Source organism: Rhizobium rhizogenes NBRC 13257 (genome assembly GCF_000696095.1).
Classification (GTDB): Bacteria; Pseudomonadota; Alphaproteobacteria; order Rhizobiales; family Rhizobiaceae; genus Rhizobium; species Rhizobium rhizogenes.
The window spans coordinates 143,070-159,353 of the sequence record NZ_BAYX01000001.1; the positions used below are offsets into that span (position 1 = coordinate 143,070).

Genomic DNA, 16,284 nt, shown 5'->3' on the forward strand with positions numbered 1-16,284 from the left:
TTTCCGGGAAGCTCGCGCAAAATCAAAAGGCTACTTTGAAACGCTGAACTCGGTCATCAGACCAAAATGGTTCGAACCCATGGCATCCGGTATCTGTCGGACGGATATCAGCTGCAACGGCGCGTGGGCGAAGACATGGTCGATGGCGATGCCGTAAGCACCGGCCACGATCGGCCAGGTGGCCGGCTCCGGAAAGGTGTGGCTGAGTCCGGTGTCGTTGAGGAAATCCCGCATATCCGGGGCAATGACCGACGCATTGAAATCACCGGCAAGGATCAGCGGCCCTTGAATACCCTTGAGGATCGGGCCGAGGATGCTCAACTCGTCGGCATGAAATTCATCGAAGTAAGGCTTGCTGAGATGCGCTGAAACAAAGTTCACCGGCTGACCGTCCATGTCGATGGTCGCGAGAATGAAACGATTGCGCCAGAGGCTGCCGAGGCTGCGCATATCCTGTGCCTGAAACGGACGTTTCGACAGCAAAAGTGAATCGCATTCGACGCTCATGTCGCTGCAGCCGATGCGATAGGGATAGGCGCCACCGATACGCTGCAAGTCGGCTTTGATCGGCTCGGCCTCGAAAATCTCCACGACATCGGCGTTGGAGCCCACGATGAGGTCGGCGATGCGAGTGCCGTTTTCGAAATTGCTGTTTTCGATGTTGAAGGAGAGGAGTTTGAAGCTCTTGCCTGTGCCGGGTGCTAGCGGGGAGGCGGCATATTCCCGCAGCATCAGGACCGAATGGACCGCAAGCCCGACGCCGAAGACGATGAGGAGAACCGCATACCAGTGTCGCCGGAAAACAAGCGCGAGCAGGGCAAGCGCAATGCCGAAAAGGCTGAAATGGGTTTGTAGGCTTTCGAAGAAGGCGAGCAGCCAGATGTCGATGACATAGCGCGCCGACAGCGTGACCAGCAATAAGGTCGCGAGCACGCATAAAACGCAGTAAATCGTCTGCCTCATAAACATATCCTTGGCATTGCTAAAACGCAGTTCAAAAGCGGGCGGCAGAGCGTGAAATGGTGCGTGATGCGGTCATGAAATCCATAGCGCTTAAAGACGAGGAAAGACTATCGTCTTAGAGATCAATGATCGGCGTGTCATCGAATTTGTTGCGATGCAGCATTGAAATCATTGTTTATTTTGCTCTGCAATGAGAAATTTTATTATGCGAATCTTACGGTTTTTCATGCTCTTACGCCGATTTGACTGACGGCCGTGATTTTAAGCTCGGTGCTCGCAGCCAAATAGCGCGCTTTTCCCGCGACATTGTGCCTCCACCCCTTGCCAAGACTGGACATAATTTGCGATCAAGCTTAGAACGCGGCGGGATACGGAGGAATCTATGGCGGAATTATGGTCGCGTTGATTCGCCGTTAGTGAGGGGGTACCGCAGCGCCTAGCTGCGGTTTTGCGGAAGAGGATGGTCCGGCTTTGAGCGAGCATACTACGACAAGTGAAACCACGGGCGAGCCAACTCGCCGAGATTTCCTTTATCTGACGACGGGCATGGCCGGCGCGGTCGGTGCCGTGGCTGTTGCTTGGCCGTTTATCGACCAGATGCGGCCGGATGCCTCGACCCTTGCCCTTGCTTCCATCGAAGTTGACGTGTCCAGCCTGGAGCCGGGCATGTCTCTGACGGTGAAATGGCGCGGTAAGCCGGTCTTCATCCGCAACCGCACGCAAAAGGAAATCGACGACGGCAAGGGCGCACAGATTTCCGATCTGAAGGACCCGGTTGCCCGTAACGCCAATCTGCCGGCGGATGCGCAGGCGACCGATGTCGCGCGTTCGGCCGGTGACGGGAAGGAAAACTGGCTGGTCATGATCGGCGTCTGCACCCATCTCGGTTGCATACCGCTCGGTCAGGCAGGGGAATATGGCGGGTGGTTCTGTCCCTGTCACGGTTCGGTCTATGATACTGCCGGTCGCATCCGCCATGGGCCGGCGCCGCAGAACCTCGCCATTCCGCTATATGCGTTTACCGCAGAAAAAAAGATCAAGGTCGGTTGAGGGGGAACTGAATCATGAGTGGTCATTCGTCTTACGAGCCATCGACAGGGCTCGAAAAATGGGTCGACGCGCGGTTGCCGCTGCCGCGCATGGTCTATGACAGTTTCATTGCCTATCCGGTCCCGCGCAATCTGAACTATGCCTATACGTTCGGCGCCATGCTGGCCGTGATGCTCATTCTGCAAATCCTGACCGGCGTCGTTCTTGCCATGCATTATGCGGCGGACACGACCGTCGCCTTCAACTCCGTCGAAAAGATTGTGCGAGACGTCAACCACGGTTGGCTGCTGCGCTATATGCACGCCAATGGCGCTTCCTTCTTCTTCGTCGCGGTCTATCTCCACATCGCCCGTGGCCTCTATTACGGCTCCTACAAGGCGCCGCGCGAGATCCTCTGGATCCTCGGCGTGATCATCTATCTCCTGATGATGGCAACGGCCTTCATGGGCTACGTTCTGCCCTGGGGCCAGATGTCCTTCTGGGGGGCGACCGTCATCACCGGCTTCTTCTCGGCCTTTCCCTGGGTCGGCGACTGGATCCAGACCTTCCTGCTCGGCGGCTTCGCCGTCGACGATCCGACGCTCAATCGCTTCTTCTCGTTGCACTATCTGCTGCCGTTCATGATCGCCGGTGTGGTTATCCTGCACATCTGGGCGCTGCATGTGACCGGTCAGACGAACCCGACCGGCGTCGAAGTCAAGCTGAAGACCGATACCGTACCCTTCACGCCCTATGCGACGCTGAAGGATGCGCTCGGCGTTTCCATCTTCCTGCTGGTATTCGCTTATTTCGTCTTCTATCTGCCGAACTTCCTTGGCCACGCCGACAACTACATTCCGGCCAATCCGCTGAAGACGCCGGCTCACATCGTTCCGGAATGGTACTTCCTGCCGTTCTACGCGATGCTGCGCTCGATCACCTTCAACATCGGCCCGATCGACTCCAAGCTCGGCGGCGTTCTGACGATGTTCGGCGCGATCATCGTGCTGTTCTTCCTGCCCTGGCTGGATACGTCGAAGATCCGCTCGGCGGTCTATCGTCCCTGGTACAAGCTGTTCTTCTGGCTGTTCGTCGCCGATGCCGTTCTGCTCGGCTGGCTCGGTTCGCAGCCGGCGGAAGGCAGTTTCGTCGTGATCTCGCAGTTCGCGACGCTGTTCTACTTCCTGTTCTTCCTCGTCGCCATGCCGGTTCTCGGTCTGGTCGAAACACCGAGGCGCATTCCAAATTCGATTACGGAGGCGGTCCTTGAGAAGCAGAACGGCAAGACAGCCGTTCCGGCTCAAGCGTAACCGGGGAAGAGAACAATGAAAAAGCTTGTTGCCGGCCTTCTGTCGCTCGCACTCATCGGTGGCTTCGCCACGGTTGCCGCCGTTGCCGCGGAAACCAAGCCCGCCGCCGAAGAAGCGACCCCGCACTACCCGCTCAAGGAGCCGAGGACCCAGCATTGGACCTTCTCCGGCCCCTTCGGCTATTACGACAAGGCGCAGCTCCAGCGTGGCCTCAAGGTCTACACGGAAGTCTGTTCCGCCTGCCATTCGATGAAGCTGGTGGCTTTCCGCACGCTGGGTGAACTCGGCTATTCGGAAGCGCAGGTGAAGACCTTCGCGGCGAACTACGAAGTGCAGGACGGCCCGAATCCCCAGGGCGAGATGTTTACGCGCAAAGCGCTTCCGTCCGACCATTTCCCGTCGCCGTTCCCGAACGACGAAGCGGCAGCCGCCTCGAACAACGGCGCCGTGCCGCCGGACATGTCGCTGCTTGCCAAGGCGCGTGAAATCGAGCGCGGTTTCCCGCAGTTCATCTTCGACATCTTCACGCAGTATCAGGAAGGCGGCCCGGATTATATCTACTCGCTGCTGACCGGCTACGAGGAGCCGCCGGCTGGCTTCCAGGTTGCGCAGAATTCGCACTATAATCCGTATTTCGATGCGGCCGCGACCTTCGCCATGCCGAAGCCGCTCTCCGACGGTCAGGTCACCTATGACGATGGCTCGCCGCAGACGGTCGATCAGTATTCGCACGATGTTTCCGCCTTCCTGATGTGGGCCGCGGAGCCGCATCTGGAGGAGCGCAAGCACCTTGGCTTCATGGTCATCATATTCCTGCTGATCTTCTCGACGCTGATCTATCTCACCAAGCGGTCGGTCTATGCCAAGGCTGGCGCTCACTAGGCAGTTCGGCCCTGCAATCAACAAAAGGCGGCCCGTTGTGGTCGCCTTTTTTGTTGGTATCGCGCACGCGTCTTGCTAGGGTGCTGCCGGCCCTATCTTAGCCTGAGAGTACATATTTCCATGAAGACCATTGCTTCGGAGCTTGCCGCCAGCATCCGCTCCATCCCGGACTATCCCAAGCCCGGTATCATCTTCCGCGACATCACCACGATGCTTGGCGACGCCAAGGCGTTTCGCCGTGCCGTTGATGCGCTAGTGCAGCCCTATGCCGGCACCAAGATCGACAAGGTCGCCGGCATGGAGGCCCGCGGCTTCATTCTGGGCGGCGCAGTGGCGCATCAGCTGTCGGCCGGTTTCGTGCCGATCCGCAAGAAGGGCAAACTGCCGCATGATATCGTGCGTATCGCCTACAGCCTCGAATATGGTGTCGACGAGATGGAGATGCACCGTGACGCGGTGAACCCCGGCGAAAAGGTGATCCTGGTCGACGACCTGATCGCGACGGGCGGCACCGCGGTTGGCGCCACCCAGTTGCTGCGCCAGATCGGCGCGGAAGTTGTCGCCGCCTGCTTCGTCATCGACCTGCCGGATCTCGGCGGCCGCAAGAAGCTGGAAGCACTCGATGTGCCGGTCCACACACTGGTGGAATTCAGCGGGCATTGATGGAAAGACCTTCTGCCCAATGGAGAGAAGGCATCACTCAAACTCCAGAACAGTGCTCTCGAAGCGTATCACCGGTACGCCATGCTGGTTGGTTCCGTCGCAGAGGATGGTGTTGAGCGTCCAGCCCGAGCGTGACGCCAGGGGGCGGCTGGAAAGCAGGGTGACGCCGTAGGTGACGGTGTCACCGGCAAAGACGGGGCGAAGCCACTGCAGCTTCTGGAAACCGGCCGAGGGACCGAGTTTGGGCGGCTTTCCGCCCTCGGCAATCAGGCGGGCGGTTTCGCCTTTCCAATAGTCGATGAAGGTCCTCATCCAGGCTGCACAGGTGTGCCAACCGGAAGCGCAGAGGCCGCCGAATAGCGTCTCCTTGGCTGCTTCCGCGTCCATATGGAAAATCTGCGGGTCGAAGCGCGAGGCGAAGTGGACGATGTTTTCAGCCGTAAACGTATGGCTGCCGATCTCGGCCCGTTCGCCGGTGGGATAGAGCTCCATCATCTTCATGGCGAGACCTCCACAGGCGAGCGCATGCGGATCATGGTGGCGTTCTCGCCGAGGCAGACGAGTTCGTCGTGCTGGTTTTTCACTTCATGCCGGAACTTGACGATGCCGAGGCCAGGGCGAGAGCGCATGGCACGGGATTCGAGCACAATTGAACGGCCGGAAAGTGTGTCGCCCGCGAGAACGGGCTTTTTCCAGTCCATGAAGTCGATGCCCGGCGCACCTTCGGATTCGGTGTTAAGCAGATAGCTGTCGCACATCATCCGCATGAACATTGCCGATGTGTGCCAGCCGGAGGCGGCAAGCCCACCCAGGATACTGGCCCGGCCGGCGGCTTCATCGAGATGCATCGGCTGCGGGTCGAACTCGCTTGCGAATTCAATGATTTCCTCGGCCGTCACATGCTTCGGCCCAAGCGGAAACATCTGTCCCGGCTGAAAATCCTCATAGGTCAGTTTCGCCATATCCGTCAGCAGCCTCCTTATTCCTCCCGAGCGCAATCGCATGGCGGGCGGGAGTGGCGCAAGTATTTTCGTGACGGGGAAGGACGTGCGGCCCTTGGCTGCGCCTTGGTGATCGGTGCTGGCTGGTCGCATCTGCACCGCGCAACCGTCCGACGGCCACGCAGGGAAGACTGCCGGCGCTCAGGTGAGGGCCGGCAATCTCTTTATGTCTTAGGCATTGAAGAGGAAGTTGAGGACGTCGCCGTCCTGGACGACATATTCCTTGCCTTCGGAGCGCATCTTGCCGTTTTCCTTGGCGCCGACTTCGCCCTTGAAGGCGATGTAATCGCTATAGGCGATGGTTTGGGCGCGGATGAAGCCGCGTTCGAAATCGGAATGGATGACGCCGGCCGCCTGCGGGGCCTTGGTGCCTTCCTCGATCGTCCAGGCGCGCGTTTCCTTCGGGCCGACGGTGAAATAGGTGATGAGATGCAGCAGCTTGTAGCCGGCGCGGATCAGCTGGTCGAGGCCGGCTTCCTTGAGACCGAGTTCGGAGAGGAACTCCATGGCTTCGTCTGCGGGCAGCTGCGCCACCTCCGCTTCGATGGCGGCGGAGATGATCACTACTTCGGAATTCTGCTCCTTCGCCATGGCGGCGACGGCGGCTGTATGCTCATTGCCGGCAACGGCATCGGCTTCGGCGACGTTGCAGACATAGAGCACGGGATGCGAGGTCAGAAGGTTCAGGCTCTTGAGGATACGGAGCTCCTCGTCGTCGAGCTTCGACAGCAAGGTGCGAACCGGCTTGCCTTCGTTCAACAGCTTGAGCGAGGCTTCCATCAGCGGCAGCATCGCCATGGATTCCTTGTCTTTGCCGGTGGCGCGCTTGCGCGTCTGCTCGGTGCGGCGCTCCAGGCTCTCGAGATCGGAGAGCATCAGCTCGGTCTCGATGGTCTCGGCGTCGGCAACCGGATTGATGCGACCTTCGACATGGGTGATGTCGCTGTCTTCGAAGCAGCGCAGCACATGCACGATTGCATCGACTTCGCGAATGTTGGCAAGGAACTGGTTGCCCAGGCCTTCGCCCTTCGATGCGCCGCGCACCAGGCCGGCAATATCGACGAAGGAGATGCGCGTCGGGATCAGTTCTTTCGACTTGGCGATTTGGGCAAGCTGCTCCATACGCGGATCGGGAACCGCCACTTCACCCGTGTTCGGCTCGATCGTGCAGAACGGATAATTCGCCGCCTGCGCCGCCGCCGTCTTGGTCAGCGCGTTGAACAGAGTGGACTTGCCGACGTTCGGCAGCCCGACGATACCGCATTTGAAACCCATGGCACCTTGTCCATATCTTGAAATCTTTGCAGTGCGTATGGGGGAAGGGCCGTTGCTGGTCAAGTCTTGCAGGGGAAAAGCGCTGTTTTTCTGCGGTGGATCGTGCTTGGACGCCGTTGCCGTCCTCTTCCTGCTCACGGTCGATTGATCCGAACGGCTATCGCGAGGCCATCGTCTTGCTTGAATGGCCGGTTGCGGTGCGGTATAAACCTGTTATCAGCGACAAGCCCTTTTCCCCTGTCATCAACGGTGACTCCGATGAGTGACAATGATGTTGTCCTAAAACCGAAGACCAAGACGAAGCCCAAGGTCGAGCGGCCGAAGCTCTATAAGATTATTCTCGTCAACGACGATTACACGCCGCGCGAATTCGTCATCATGGTGCTGCAAGCTGTCTTCCGCATGAGCGAGGAGGCCGGTTATCGTGTGATGATGACTGCGCATAAGCTTGGCAGCTGTGTGGTGATGGTCTGTGCGCGGGACATTGCCGAGACCAAGGCGCAGGAAGCCATCGATCTGGCGAAAAGCGCCGATTTCCCGTTGATGTTCACCACCGAGCCAGAAGAATAGAATTTCGGAGGAGGACGACGGTCAGCCTGCAATAGGACGGCGGATCTGGAAGCCGGTCTTGTCCTGCGAGAAGCCGCAATTGGCATAGAAGCGCAATGTTGCGGGTGTCTTCGAGCCGGTGAGCAGCATCACCTTGTAGCAATTCTTCTCCCAGGCCGTTGCGATGGCCTTATGGATCAACGCCCGGGCGTGACCGCGCTGGCGATGGTCGGCATGGGTGACGACATTCTCGATCAGCGCATAGGGTGCGCCGCCGCGTGTCAGGTTGGGGGTGATGACCAGGGTGACGGAGGAGATGGCAAGGTCGCCGACGAAGGCAGCGAAGATCGTCATTCCAGGGTGTTGCAGGATCTCGGCAAAGCGGCTTTCGGCCAACGCCGGTTCCAGCTCCGGATCGCCGTGATTAAGGTGCCGGTAGAGCGCGAGAAGGGTGGGGAGATCGCCGGCGGCAGCCGGACGGATCACCACCGTGTCGCTGCCGTTTGCGGCTTCCGCCATATCAATCGTCCTTCTTGCCGAACATTCTCTTCAGCATCTCAGCCATCGGACCGCTCTCGGGCATGCGCGGCTGATTGTGGTTGCGGGCCTGATGAATGTGCGATTTGGCGACAGTCTTTTTTTCCGGCTTCGGCGCTGGTTCCTCCGTCTTGCCGCCCAGCGCTAGCGCAATCTTGTTCATCAGCTGCGAATCCTCGCCGCGCACCAGCATGTCGGCATTGTCGGCGAGTGCGTCGAACAGCGGCTCCAGCCAATCGCGATCAACCTTGGCGAAGTCGCCGAGCACATGGTTCTGCACCAGCTCCTTGACGCCGGGATGGCCGATGCCGAGGCGCAGCCGCCGGTATTCGCGGCCGCAATGGGCATCGATCGACTTGATGCCGTTGTGGCCGCCATGGCCGCCGCCGGTCTTCAGCCGCGCCTTGGCGGCCGGCAGGTCGAGTTCGTCATAGATGACGACGAGGTCGGACGGCTCAAGCTTGTAGAAGCGCATGGCCTCGCCGACGGATTCGCCGGAGAGGTTCATGAAGGTCTGCGGCTTGATCAGCAGGACTTTCTGGCCGCCGAGTTCGCCTTCGGAAATCTCCGCCCTGAATTTCTTCGCCCAGGGTGAAAAGCTGTGGCGACGGTGGATCGCATCCACGGCCATGAAGCCGATATTGTGACGGTTGCCCTGATATTTGGCGCCGGGATTGCCGAGGCCCACGATGAGAAGCATGCGCTTCGCCCTTTGGAAAATGCCGATGCCCTTCACGACAAGGAATTGACGGCAAAGTCAAGGCGGGACCTCTCGTCAGTCTCCGAGGTGCAGGCCGTATTTCAGGAATATCCGTTTCTGCGTGCCGTCGGCAATCAAGCTGTCGAGCGCTGTCTGCATCCTCTTCAGCAGATCGTCCGGAAAATCCTTCTGGCAGGCGATGCCCATGGGCTGCGCGGAGAGCACGGTTACCTTTTCGACGGCGTTGCCTTCTTTCCTCAATTTGTCGAAATAGCTTTCAGAGATCGGCATCAGGTCGATGCGGTCGCTCATCAGCTTCTTCAGCGTCGCTCTGAAGTCGCTGGCGACATCGATCCGTGGGAAATTGGCCTGCCGCAAGGCGGCCTCGGTGTAGTCCTCCCGCCATGTGCCGACGGTATACTTCCGTGCCTCATCGAGCGTGGCGGCGACGACGCTGGATCCAGTGTGTTTGATCAGGATGTTGCGGTCGACCAGCAGCGGCTGGACCCATTTGAATAGCTTGTCGCGTTCTTCATTGTGGGCAGTGGCGAAGACGCAGGTCATCGGTACTGTCTGCGCCTGGGAATAGGCTCGCGCCCACGGCATGACCTCGATCGAATAATCGACGCCGATATCGGCCATCACCTTGCGCACCTGCTCGACGGTCGCGCCCACGGCAATCTTGCCATCGCGGTAATTGAAGGGCGGATATTCTTCCGTGGTGAAGGCGACCGTTTCTGCTCGGGCCACGGAGAGAAGGCTATAGGAGGAGAGGCTGAGAAGGACGAGGAGAAGCAGTTTCCGCATGTGGTTTCCCGCCTCTACGATGCTTGCGCCACGGAGAGAAGGCTGTCTGCTTGCGATCCCGCCAGTGTTTTCATCAGATCATTCGGATGCTGCGGCCGGTGGAACAGATAGCCCTGGCCGTAATCCAGTCCCATGGTGCGCAGCGTCGTGCACTCCTCTTCGGTCTCGATGCCTTCGGCAATGACCGTGCAGTTCATCTTGTGCGACAGCGTCGTGATGCTTTCGACCAGCATGCGGCTCTTGGCGCTGACATCCGAGGCGGTGTCGTTGATCGCGCGAATGAAGGATTGGTCGATCTTGATGATATCAACCGGGAAACGGTTGATATAGCTCAGCGACGAATAGCCCGTGCCGAAGTCATCGAGCGCGATGCGGCAGCCGTAGCGGCATATCTCGTTGATGACCATGCGGGTTTCCGGGTTGTCGTCCATCAATACCGCTTCGGTGATTTCGACGACGATCCGCTTCGGGGAGATATCGTGGCGGGAGAGCAGGGCGGCGATGCGGACGGGTAGCTCCGGCTCAAACTGCAGCGGCGAAAAATTGATGGCGAGATAGGTGTCCTGCATGCCGTCGAGGCGCGAGAGACGCGCAAAATTGGAGACGGCCTTCTCCATGATGCGATTGCCGATGCGAATGATCGAGCCCGTCTCCTCGGCGACCTCGATGATCCGGGCCGGCGGCAGAATGCCCTTCTGCGGATGATGCAGCCGCATCAGCGCCTCGAAGCCGGCGATGGAGCGATCATCGATATTGACGATCGGCTGCAGGTGGGCCTCGAACCAGTCTTCACTGAGGCCGTTCTCGATATGGTTCTCGAGTTCGGCGCGGCGGCGGGATGCGTCCAGCATGCCGTTGTCGAAGATCTGCGCGCCGTTCTTGCCGTCGTGCTTCTTGGCATACATGGCGATATCGGACTTCAGCAGCAGTTCGGCCGCATTGGCGGCATGGCGGGGATAGATGGCGATGCCGATGCTGGCGCTGAGGCGGGCATCGCCACCAAAGGGGGCCTCGAATACATCGGCGATGCGGGTTGCCATGTCGATCGCCCTCGCTTCGGCGTCCTCGGCAAGCAGCAGGATAGCAAACTCATCGCCACCAAGGCGGGCGGCGATGTCGCCGGGCTCCAGCCGTGCCTGCAAGCGGGCAACCAGTTCGCGTAGGGCCGCGTCGCCGGCGGCATGGCCCTTGTTGTCGTTGATCCACTTGAAGCGGTCAAGATCGATGAACAGGCAGGCAAGCTCGCGCTTGCGCTTGTCCGCCTCGTTGATCTTGGCATCCAGCGCTGTTTCGAAACCCTGGCGATTCAGCAGGCCGGTGAGATGATCGGTGATCGCCTGGCGTAGGTTTCGGTCTTCGGATTGCTTGAGATCGGTGACATCGGTCATGACCGAAAGCGAAAGACCATCCTGGATTGCCGTCGTCTCAAGGATCAGCACATCCATGACCCGTTCATCCCGGCAATGGAATTTTACCGTGACGTCGAAGCGGGCGGCGCTGTCGGGATGGCTGCGCTTGCGCTCGATGTATTTCGCGCGCGATTCCGGCAGGACCAGGCTTGCGAACTTGCGTCCGACCACGTTTGCGCGGGCGTAGCCGGTGGCGGCCAGCCAATAGTCGCTGACGGCGGCGATGCAATCGTCCTTGTCGAGCGAGAAGAGCATGGCCGGCGTCAGATTATAGGTATCGGTGGCGCGGCGATGGGCGAGCTTCAGCTCGGTCTCCTCGCGCTCCAGCTTGCTCTGCATCTCGTTGAAGCTATGGGCGAGCCGGCCCATTTCGTCGTTGGACTGCCAGTCGACATGATGGCGCGAACCCAGTTGCCGTGTCGCCTCTATCGCATGGGTCAGCCGCATCAGCGGCTGGATGACGAAGATGCGGTTGCCGATCAGGGCGGCGCCGAAAACGGTCAGGACGGCGAAGATGAAGATCGAGATGAAGACGATCTCCTCGCTTTTCAATCCGTCGAAGAGGCCGAGCTTCGGATAGTAGACGGTGATGGAGCCGAGATTCCTTGCGCCATCCACACCATTGTAGATGATCGAACGCGAGACGGCCTCCAGCGGACCCTTATAGGCTTTGGGGATGGTCGATTGCGTGACGTCGAGCTGGCCGGAGAGATCGCGGACATTGACCTTGACGATCGCCCCCTCGGCAACCGTCGTTGCACTGATCTGCGTGACACTGTCCTCGTCGAGATCCCATAGCGGTTTGGCGAGCGCCTGGGCGTTGGCGACCAGCAGAACGGAAATATGGTCCTTGATTTCCTTTTCGGCCCGTCCGGAGGAGAGGAAAAGGAACAGCACAAAAAGCGGCGCGACGAAAACGAGCAGCGCACCGCAGACGATCGCGAAAAACCTGTTTTCGACGGAATGGTTCATAGTTCCGCTTGCTCCCCGGTCGCAGACCGGCTGATCTTGGGGCGTGCCGTTCTCTACAACTGTTTGGCGTAAACTTTCATGAATGTGTTAAATGTTGCTGAAACCATGGGGTTAATGGATTTAAACCAAGTATTGATTCCGCAAATTGTAGAAGTTCTGGTTACTTTTATTAGAATCTACACATGAAAAACCCGCCATCCCCAGAGGGGAGGCGGGTCTGAATGCGTAGCGATGAAGACGCTGATTAAGCGCTGGCTTCTTCGCTGCCTTCTTCTTCCGTAAGACCGGCAGCCGGAGCGACGATCGTTGCGATCGTGAAGTCGCGGTCGGCGATGACCGGGACTACGCCCTTCGGCAGGGTTACGTGCGAGATGTGGATGCTGTCGCCGGCCTTGAGGCCCGACAGATCAACGGTGAAGAATTCCGGGATCGCATCGGCCGGGCAATGGACTTCGACTTCGTGGCGAACGATGTTCAGCACGCCGCCAGCCTTGAGGCCCGGGGACTTTTCCTGGTTGACGAAGTGAACCGGGATTTCAACGGTCACCTGGCTGTTGCCGGAGACGCGCAGAAAGTCGATATGGAGCGTGAAGTCACGGACCGGATCGAGCTGGTAGTCCTTCGGCAGAACCTTGATCTTCGTGCCGTCGACGTCGATCGTCGCGATCGTGGTGAGGAAACCACCGGCATGAATACGCTTCGTCACTTCATTGGTGTTGAGAGTGATCGAGATGGGGGCCTGCTTGTCACCATAGATGACAGCGGGAATCAAACCATTGCGGCGAAGTTCACGGGCGGACCCCTTACCAACCCGTTCGCGCGCCTCGGCCTTGAGCTCGTAGCTTTCGTGGCTCATAGCTATTCCTTTCGAGGTTATTTGGAGAGTTCATCCGGTCGCCGGCATGCGGGGACCGATTGAACTGGAGGAGGGCAAGCCCTGCCTCATCCGCGTTGCCTCCAAGGGTGTCTACGCGGACGCGTGGCGTATAGTACAAACAGGCCCAAGGCGCAAGTCTCACCGGAGAAAGCGCATCTGTGATGACATTGCAACTCTCGATAAAGAGCCGGCGATGCTATTTCTATCAATGCCTTGACATATACCCCCAGCCTCTTCAACAGTCGATTTCAATCGATCAGGGTCAAAAGGAGAGGTCGGGTATGCGCTCCAGGGCTATTGCCGCCGCCGCGGTTTTTTCCATCGGTCTTGCTGGCGCGTCGCAGGCGGCTGACGTCAACGAACAGGGCGCCAAGGAATTGCGCAATATCCTGACGCATTCCCTCTCTCGCGATCTTGCCCGCAGCGGCTTCGTCACCGTGACGCCCTCGGGCGATCAATATCAGATCACCTACGACCTCGCGAAATTCTTCGACAAGATCAATTCCAGCGCGCTGTCGGTTACCGGTTTCAAGCCGCTATTGCTGTTTGCGCAGCCGCTCGCGGAAGGCAAATGGCATCTGAAAGGCGATAATAGCCTCGATGTTTCGGTCCATTCGCCGACAGCTGATGTCAGCTATTCGGTTGCCTCCAACTCGGTCGACGGCATTTTCGATCCGGCGCTCGAGGTGATGCGGTCGCTGGAGACGAAGAGCAGCGGCATCAAGTTCTCCAGCATTGGCAGTGGCAGAAACACCGGTCACGCGATGGACGCCACCATCGATAGTGCATCGTTCTCCAGTTTGGTGACCGACGGCACCGGGGCCGGCAAGGTCAACCTGCAGTCGCAGGGCACGTTGCAGCACTTCAATGAAACAGTGACCGGGTCTGGCGCCTCGTCCGTCAACCTCGGCGCCGACAGCATCGATATCAAGGTGGTGGCGACAAGCCTGCCGGCGAAGGAACTGCGCGAACTCGTCCACTTCTTCATTCAGCACGTCAAGGCCAAGCAGCTATCCGACAGCGGCAGCGAGAAATTCGCGGAACTGGTGCGTCGCGCCTTGCCCGGCTTCGGTTCGCTGGACGAGTCCGTGACGCTGAACAATCTGCTGGTGACGACCGCCAAGGGAAAGGTCGGCGTCAAGACAGTCGACTACAGCTTCAAGATGGATGGCCTCACCAAGGCCTCCAACGTCAATTTCGGCCTGCGTGCGGAGCACTTCACGCCTGACGCCGGCCTCATTCCGTCGGCCTATGCCGCCTTCCTGCCGGAGACGCTCGATGTGCAGATCGGCATGCCCGATATCAATTTCGAGGGCATTGTCGATGCGGCGCTGAAGAATGTGTCGACGCGCGCAACGCCGGTTTCCGGCGAGGCGCTGAAACGCATCGCGTTCCCGGGCGGCCTTGCGACGCTCGAGTTCCCGAAAATCAGCGCGACTTCCGGCGTTTACGATGTCGAGGTTTCCGGTGCGTTGAAGAGGGCCACCCAATCCCATGCCGGTTACTCGCTGCAGGCGACGATCCTGGCTCGTGATTTCGACAAGACGGTCACCGCCATTCAGGATGCAGCCAAGACGGACCCGCAACTGAACAAGGTGTCCTTCGGCCTGATGGCCGCCAAAGGCTTCGCCAAGACCGATCCGGATGGCCGCCTGCGCTGGGATGTCACCATGGATGAAAACCGCACCGTCACGGTGAACGGACAGGTGCTGAAGGGGCCGAAAGGCCAGAAAAACCCTTAAGAGTTTGTACCCGACGCTCGTTTCGGCGTCTTCGATCTGACCGGGAACCCACTTCAGGGTTCTTTTGTTTCCAACTGTTTTTCTAAGTATTTTGGGGGAATGAAATATGCGTTTCAAAGCAGTAGCCGCGGCGGCGGTTTTCGCCGCGGGCTTGGCTGGCGCGTCGCAGGCGGCTGATGTCAATGAGCAGGGCGCGAAGGATCTGCTTGGCAATCTGACCTATTTCCTGCCCGACGATATGGCCAAGAGCGGCTTCGTCGCGGTGAAGCCGGTGAGCGGCCATTACGAGATTACCTATGATCTCCAGAAGCTCTTCGACAAGCTGAAGATCAGCGATATCGTCATCAGTGGTCTCAAGCCGCTAACGGCGCTTGCAACGCCGCAGGATAGTGGTCTCTGGGCAATTGAGGGCAGCAACGCCATTGACGTGACGGCGCGTTCGAAGCCGGGTAGCGCGACGGACATGGAATTTCGCTATGCCCTGGCGTCTTCCAGCTTCCAGGGGATCTTCGATCCTGCGCTCCACTACGTCCGTTCGATGGATCTGAAGGGCAGCGGCATTACCTTCGCCAGCAAGACCACCGACAAAGACAATGGCGTGCAAAAGAACGATGCCACGGCCGACAGCATCGTCTACAAGCTGTCTTCGACGGACAGCGGCGAGCCGGGCAAGCTTGATCTCAAGATGGACGGCAGCCTGCAATCCCTCAACAACAAGATTTCCTCCGGCGACATGGCGTTCGGTGAGATCAAGGTCGGGGCGATCGATTTCAATGCGAGCGCGACCAAGCTGCCGTTGAAGGCGCTGAACGAAATATTGCGCTTCGTCTCCGATCACAAGGAGAAGAAAACCTTGTCCGATAGCGAGAGCGCCGAGATCAAGGCATTGCTGCAGAAGGCGATGCCGATTGCCGGTTCGTTCGAGGAGAAGGTCTTCATCAAGGATCTTTCCGTCTCGACGCTCTTTGGAGACGGCGGCCTGCAGAATATGGGCTACTCCTTCAAGGTGGACGGGCCGAGCAATGCGATGAATGCCGATTTCGGTCTGCGTGCTGAAAAGCTCACTTTGGCATCCGGTCTGGTGCCGCAAGACTATGTCGCTTTCATTCCCGACGCTGCCGAAATGCAGGTGCAACTGCCGAACCTGAACTTCACCGCTCTCGCGGACGTTCTGCAGCAGACCGACTTCAACCATCCTGCCGGTCAGGAAGCCGTGGATAACCAATTGCAGCGGGCCATGTTCCCGGATGGAACGATAACGGTCAATTTTCCGAAGATCAGTGCGGTTTCGGGGCTCTACGACGTCGAAGCTTCCGGCAGCATGCGCGGGGCTCTGGGCGACAGCGACCGTGTCACCATGAACATGACGGTGCTTGCCCGCGATCTCGACAAGACGATTGCCGCTGTTCAGGAGGCTGCGAAGACGCAGCCGGATCTCAATCAGTTCTCTTTCGGCCTGATGATGGCCAAAGGTTTCGCCAAGACTGATCCCGACGGACGTTCGCGTTGGGAGGTCAGCATCGCCGACGACAAGACCGTGACGATCAACGGCCAGGTCATCAAGTAAG

At 59.0% G+C, this 16,284-nt stretch carries 16 protein-coding genes; 7 read left to right on the forward strand and 9 right to left on the reverse strand.

Annotation, left to right across the window (positions count from 1 at the left end; translation table 11 throughout):
• Window positions 1-30 precede the first annotated feature (30 nt).
• Window positions 31-963: an endonuclease/exonuclease/phosphatase family protein gene (locus RRH01S_RS00655; protein ID WP_042469658.1), complete on the reverse strand. Its 933-nt coding sequence runs from the start codon at window positions 961-963 to the stop codon at window positions 31-33.
• Between the two features lie 471 nt (window positions 964-1,434).
• Here RRH01S_RS00655 and petA point away from each other — a divergent pair, with 471 nt between their 5' ends.
• The 4 genes from petA (at window position 1,435) to RRH01S_RS00675 (ending at window position 4,847) form a co-directional block, all read left to right on the forward strand.
• Window positions 1,435-2,013: a ubiquinol-cytochrome c reductase iron-sulfur subunit gene (gene petA / locus RRH01S_RS00660; protein ID WP_007692544.1), complete on the forward strand. Its 579-nt coding sequence runs from the start codon at window positions 1,435-1,437 to the stop codon at window positions 2,011-2,013.
• 14 nt (window positions 2,014-2,027) lie between these two features.
• Window positions 2,028-3,302 (forward strand): cytochrome b, encoded by a 1,275-nt coding sequence (locus RRH01S_RS00665; protein WP_007692546.1) that lies wholly within the window; start codon window positions 2,028-2,030, stop codon window positions 3,300-3,302.
• Between the two features lie 15 nt (window positions 3,303-3,317).
• Complete coding sequence (locus tag RRH01S_RS00670; protein ID WP_007692555.1) at window positions 3,318-4,184, forward strand: cytochrome c1; 867 nt, start codon at window positions 3,318-3,320, stop codon at window positions 4,182-4,184.
• Between the two features lie 120 nt (window positions 4,185-4,304).
• Complete coding sequence (locus RRH01S_RS00675; RefSeq protein ID WP_007692558.1) at window positions 4,305-4,847, forward strand: adenine phosphoribosyltransferase; 543 nt, start codon at window positions 4,305-4,307, stop codon at window positions 4,845-4,847.
• A gap of 33 nt (window positions 4,848-4,880) precedes the next feature.
• On the opposite strand, the gene RRH01S_RS00680 is transcribed toward RRH01S_RS00675, so the two are convergent.
• From RRH01S_RS00680 to ychF, 3 genes are all read right to left on the reverse strand, one after another.
• Complete coding sequence (locus RRH01S_RS00680) at window positions 4,881-5,348, reverse strand: MaoC family dehydratase (protein WP_012651942.1); 468 nt, start codon at window positions 5,346-5,348, stop codon at window positions 4,881-4,883.
• Window positions 5,345-5,809, reverse strand: a complete 465-nt coding sequence (locus RRH01S_RS00685) for a MaoC family dehydratase (protein WP_042469661.1) — start codon at window positions 5,807-5,809, stop codon at window positions 5,345-5,347. Before RRH01S_RS00685 ends, RRH01S_RS00680 begins: the two co-directional genes overlap by 4 nt.
• 210 nt (window positions 5,810-6,019) lie before the next feature.
• Window positions 6,020-7,123: a redox-regulated ATPase YchF gene (gene ychF / locus RRH01S_RS00690; protein ID WP_007692563.1), complete on the reverse strand. Its 1,104-nt coding sequence runs from the start codon at window positions 7,121-7,123 to the stop codon at window positions 6,020-6,022.
• A gap of 258 nt (window positions 7,124-7,381) precedes the next feature.
• Here ychF and clpS point away from each other — a divergent pair, with 258 nt between their 5' ends.
• The gene (gene clpS / locus RRH01S_RS00695; RefSeq protein ID WP_012651940.1) at window positions 7,382-7,693 is read left to right on the forward strand and encodes an ATP-dependent Clp protease adapter ClpS; all 312 of its coding nucleotides are present in this window, start codon (window positions 7,382-7,384) and stop codon (window positions 7,691-7,693) included.
• Between the two features lie 21 nt (window positions 7,694-7,714).
• Here clpS and RRH01S_RS00700 read toward each other — a convergent pair whose 3' ends face one another.
• The 5 genes from RRH01S_RS00700 to RRH01S_RS00720 all read right to left on the reverse strand — a co-directional run bounded on the left by RRH01S_RS00700 (window position 7,715) and on the right by RRH01S_RS00720 (window position 12,953).
• Window positions 7,715-8,191 (reverse strand): GNAT family N-acetyltransferase, encoded by a 477-nt coding sequence (locus RRH01S_RS00700; RefSeq protein ID WP_012651939.1) that lies wholly within the window; start codon window positions 8,189-8,191, stop codon window positions 7,715-7,717.
• Between the two features lies 1 nt (window position 8,192).
• Window positions 8,193-8,909 carry an aminoacyl-tRNA hydrolase gene (gene pth / locus RRH01S_RS00705; protein ID WP_012651938.1) on the reverse strand — a complete coding sequence of 239 codons (717 nt, stop codon included), beginning with the start codon at window positions 8,907-8,909 and terminating at the stop codon, window positions 8,193-8,195.
• A gap of 75 nt (window positions 8,910-8,984) precedes the next feature.
• Complete coding sequence (locus RRH01S_RS00710; RefSeq protein WP_012651937.1) at window positions 8,985-9,716, reverse strand: substrate-binding periplasmic protein; 732 nt, start codon at window positions 9,714-9,716, stop codon at window positions 8,985-8,987.
• Between the two features lie 14 nt (window positions 9,717-9,730).
• The gene (locus tag RRH01S_RS00715) at window positions 9,731-12,097 is read right to left on the reverse strand and encodes an EAL domain-containing protein (RefSeq protein WP_012651936.1); all 2,367 of its coding nucleotides are present in this window, start codon (window positions 12,095-12,097) and stop codon (window positions 9,731-9,733) included.
• A gap of 244 nt (window positions 12,098-12,341) precedes the next feature.
• Window positions 12,342-12,953, reverse strand: coding sequence for a 50S ribosomal protein L25/general stress protein Ctc (locus tag RRH01S_RS00720; protein ID WP_007701489.1), 612 nt, complete (start codon window positions 12,951-12,953; stop codon window positions 12,342-12,344).
• A 302-nt stretch (window positions 12,954-13,255) separates the two neighbouring features.
• Here RRH01S_RS00720 and RRH01S_RS00730 point away from each other — a divergent pair, with 302 nt between their 5' ends.
• The gene (locus RRH01S_RS00730; RefSeq protein ID WP_034517860.1) at window positions 13,256-14,716 is read left to right on the forward strand and encodes a hypothetical protein; all 1,461 of its coding nucleotides are present in this window, start codon (window positions 13,256-13,258) and stop codon (window positions 14,714-14,716) included.
• A 106-nt stretch (window positions 14,717-14,822) separates the two neighbouring features.
• Complete coding sequence (locus tag RRH01S_RS00735) at window positions 14,823-16,283, forward strand: hypothetical protein (RefSeq protein ID WP_034517862.1); 1,461 nt, start codon at window positions 14,823-14,825, stop codon at window positions 16,281-16,283.
• Window position 16,284: the final 1 nt, after the last annotated feature.

Excerpts from the sequence above, each read along its gene's own strand:
- RRH01S_RS00700 (WP_012651939.1), bottom strand. The coding sequence starts at position 8,191 with ATGGCGGAAGCCGCAAACGGCAGCGACACGGTGGTGATCCGTCCGGCT.
- pth (WP_012651938.1), bottom strand. The coding sequence starts at position 8,909 with ATGCTTCTCATCGTGGGCCTCGGCAATCCCGGCGCCAAATATCAGGGC.
- RRH01S_RS00720 (WP_007701489.1), bottom strand. The coding sequence starts at position 12,953 with ATGAGCCACGAAAGCTACGAGCTCAAGGCCGAGGCGCGCGAACGGGTT.
- RRH01S_RS00665 (WP_007692546.1), top strand. The coding sequence starts at position 2,028 with ATGAGTGGTCATTCGTCTTACGAGCCATCGACAGGGCTCGAAAAATGG.
- RRH01S_RS00680 (WP_012651942.1), bottom strand. The coding sequence starts at position 5,348 with ATGAAGATGATGGAGCTCTATCCCACCGGCGAACGGGCCGAGATCGGC.
- RRH01S_RS00655 (WP_042469658.1), bottom strand. The coding sequence starts at position 963 with ATGAGGCAGACGATTTACTGCGTTTTATGCGTGCTCGCGACCTTATTG.
- RRH01S_RS00735 (WP_034517862.1), top strand. The coding sequence starts at position 14,823 with ATGCGTTTCAAAGCAGTAGCCGCGGCGGCGGTTTTCGCCGCGGGCTTG.
- RRH01S_RS00670 (WP_007692555.1), top strand. The coding sequence starts at position 3,318 with ATGAAAAAGCTTGTTGCCGGCCTTCTGTCGCTCGCACTCATCGGTGGC.
- ychF (WP_007692563.1), bottom strand. The coding sequence starts at position 7,123 with ATGGGTTTCAAATGCGGTATCGTCGGGCTGCCGAACGTCGGCAAGTCC.
- RRH01S_RS00715 (WP_012651936.1), bottom strand. The coding sequence starts at position 12,097 with ATGAACCATTCCGTCGAAAACAGGTTTTTCGCGATCGTCTGCGGTGCG.
- RRH01S_RS00685 (WP_042469661.1), bottom strand. The coding sequence starts at position 5,809 with ATGGCGAAACTGACCTATGAGGATTTTCAGCCGGGACAGATGTTTCCG.
- RRH01S_RS00710 (WP_012651937.1), bottom strand. The coding sequence starts at position 9,716 with ATGCGGAAACTGCTTCTCCTCGTCCTTCTCAGCCTCTCCTCCTATAGC.
- clpS (WP_012651940.1), top strand. The coding sequence starts at position 7,382 with ATGAGTGACAATGATGTTGTCCTAAAACCGAAGACCAAGACGAAGCCC.
- RRH01S_RS00675 (WP_007692558.1), top strand. The coding sequence starts at position 4,305 with ATGAAGACCATTGCTTCGGAGCTTGCCGCCAGCATCCGCTCCATCCCG.
- RRH01S_RS00730 (WP_034517860.1), top strand. The coding sequence starts at position 13,256 with ATGCGCTCCAGGGCTATTGCCGCCGCCGCGGTTTTTTCCATCGGTCTT.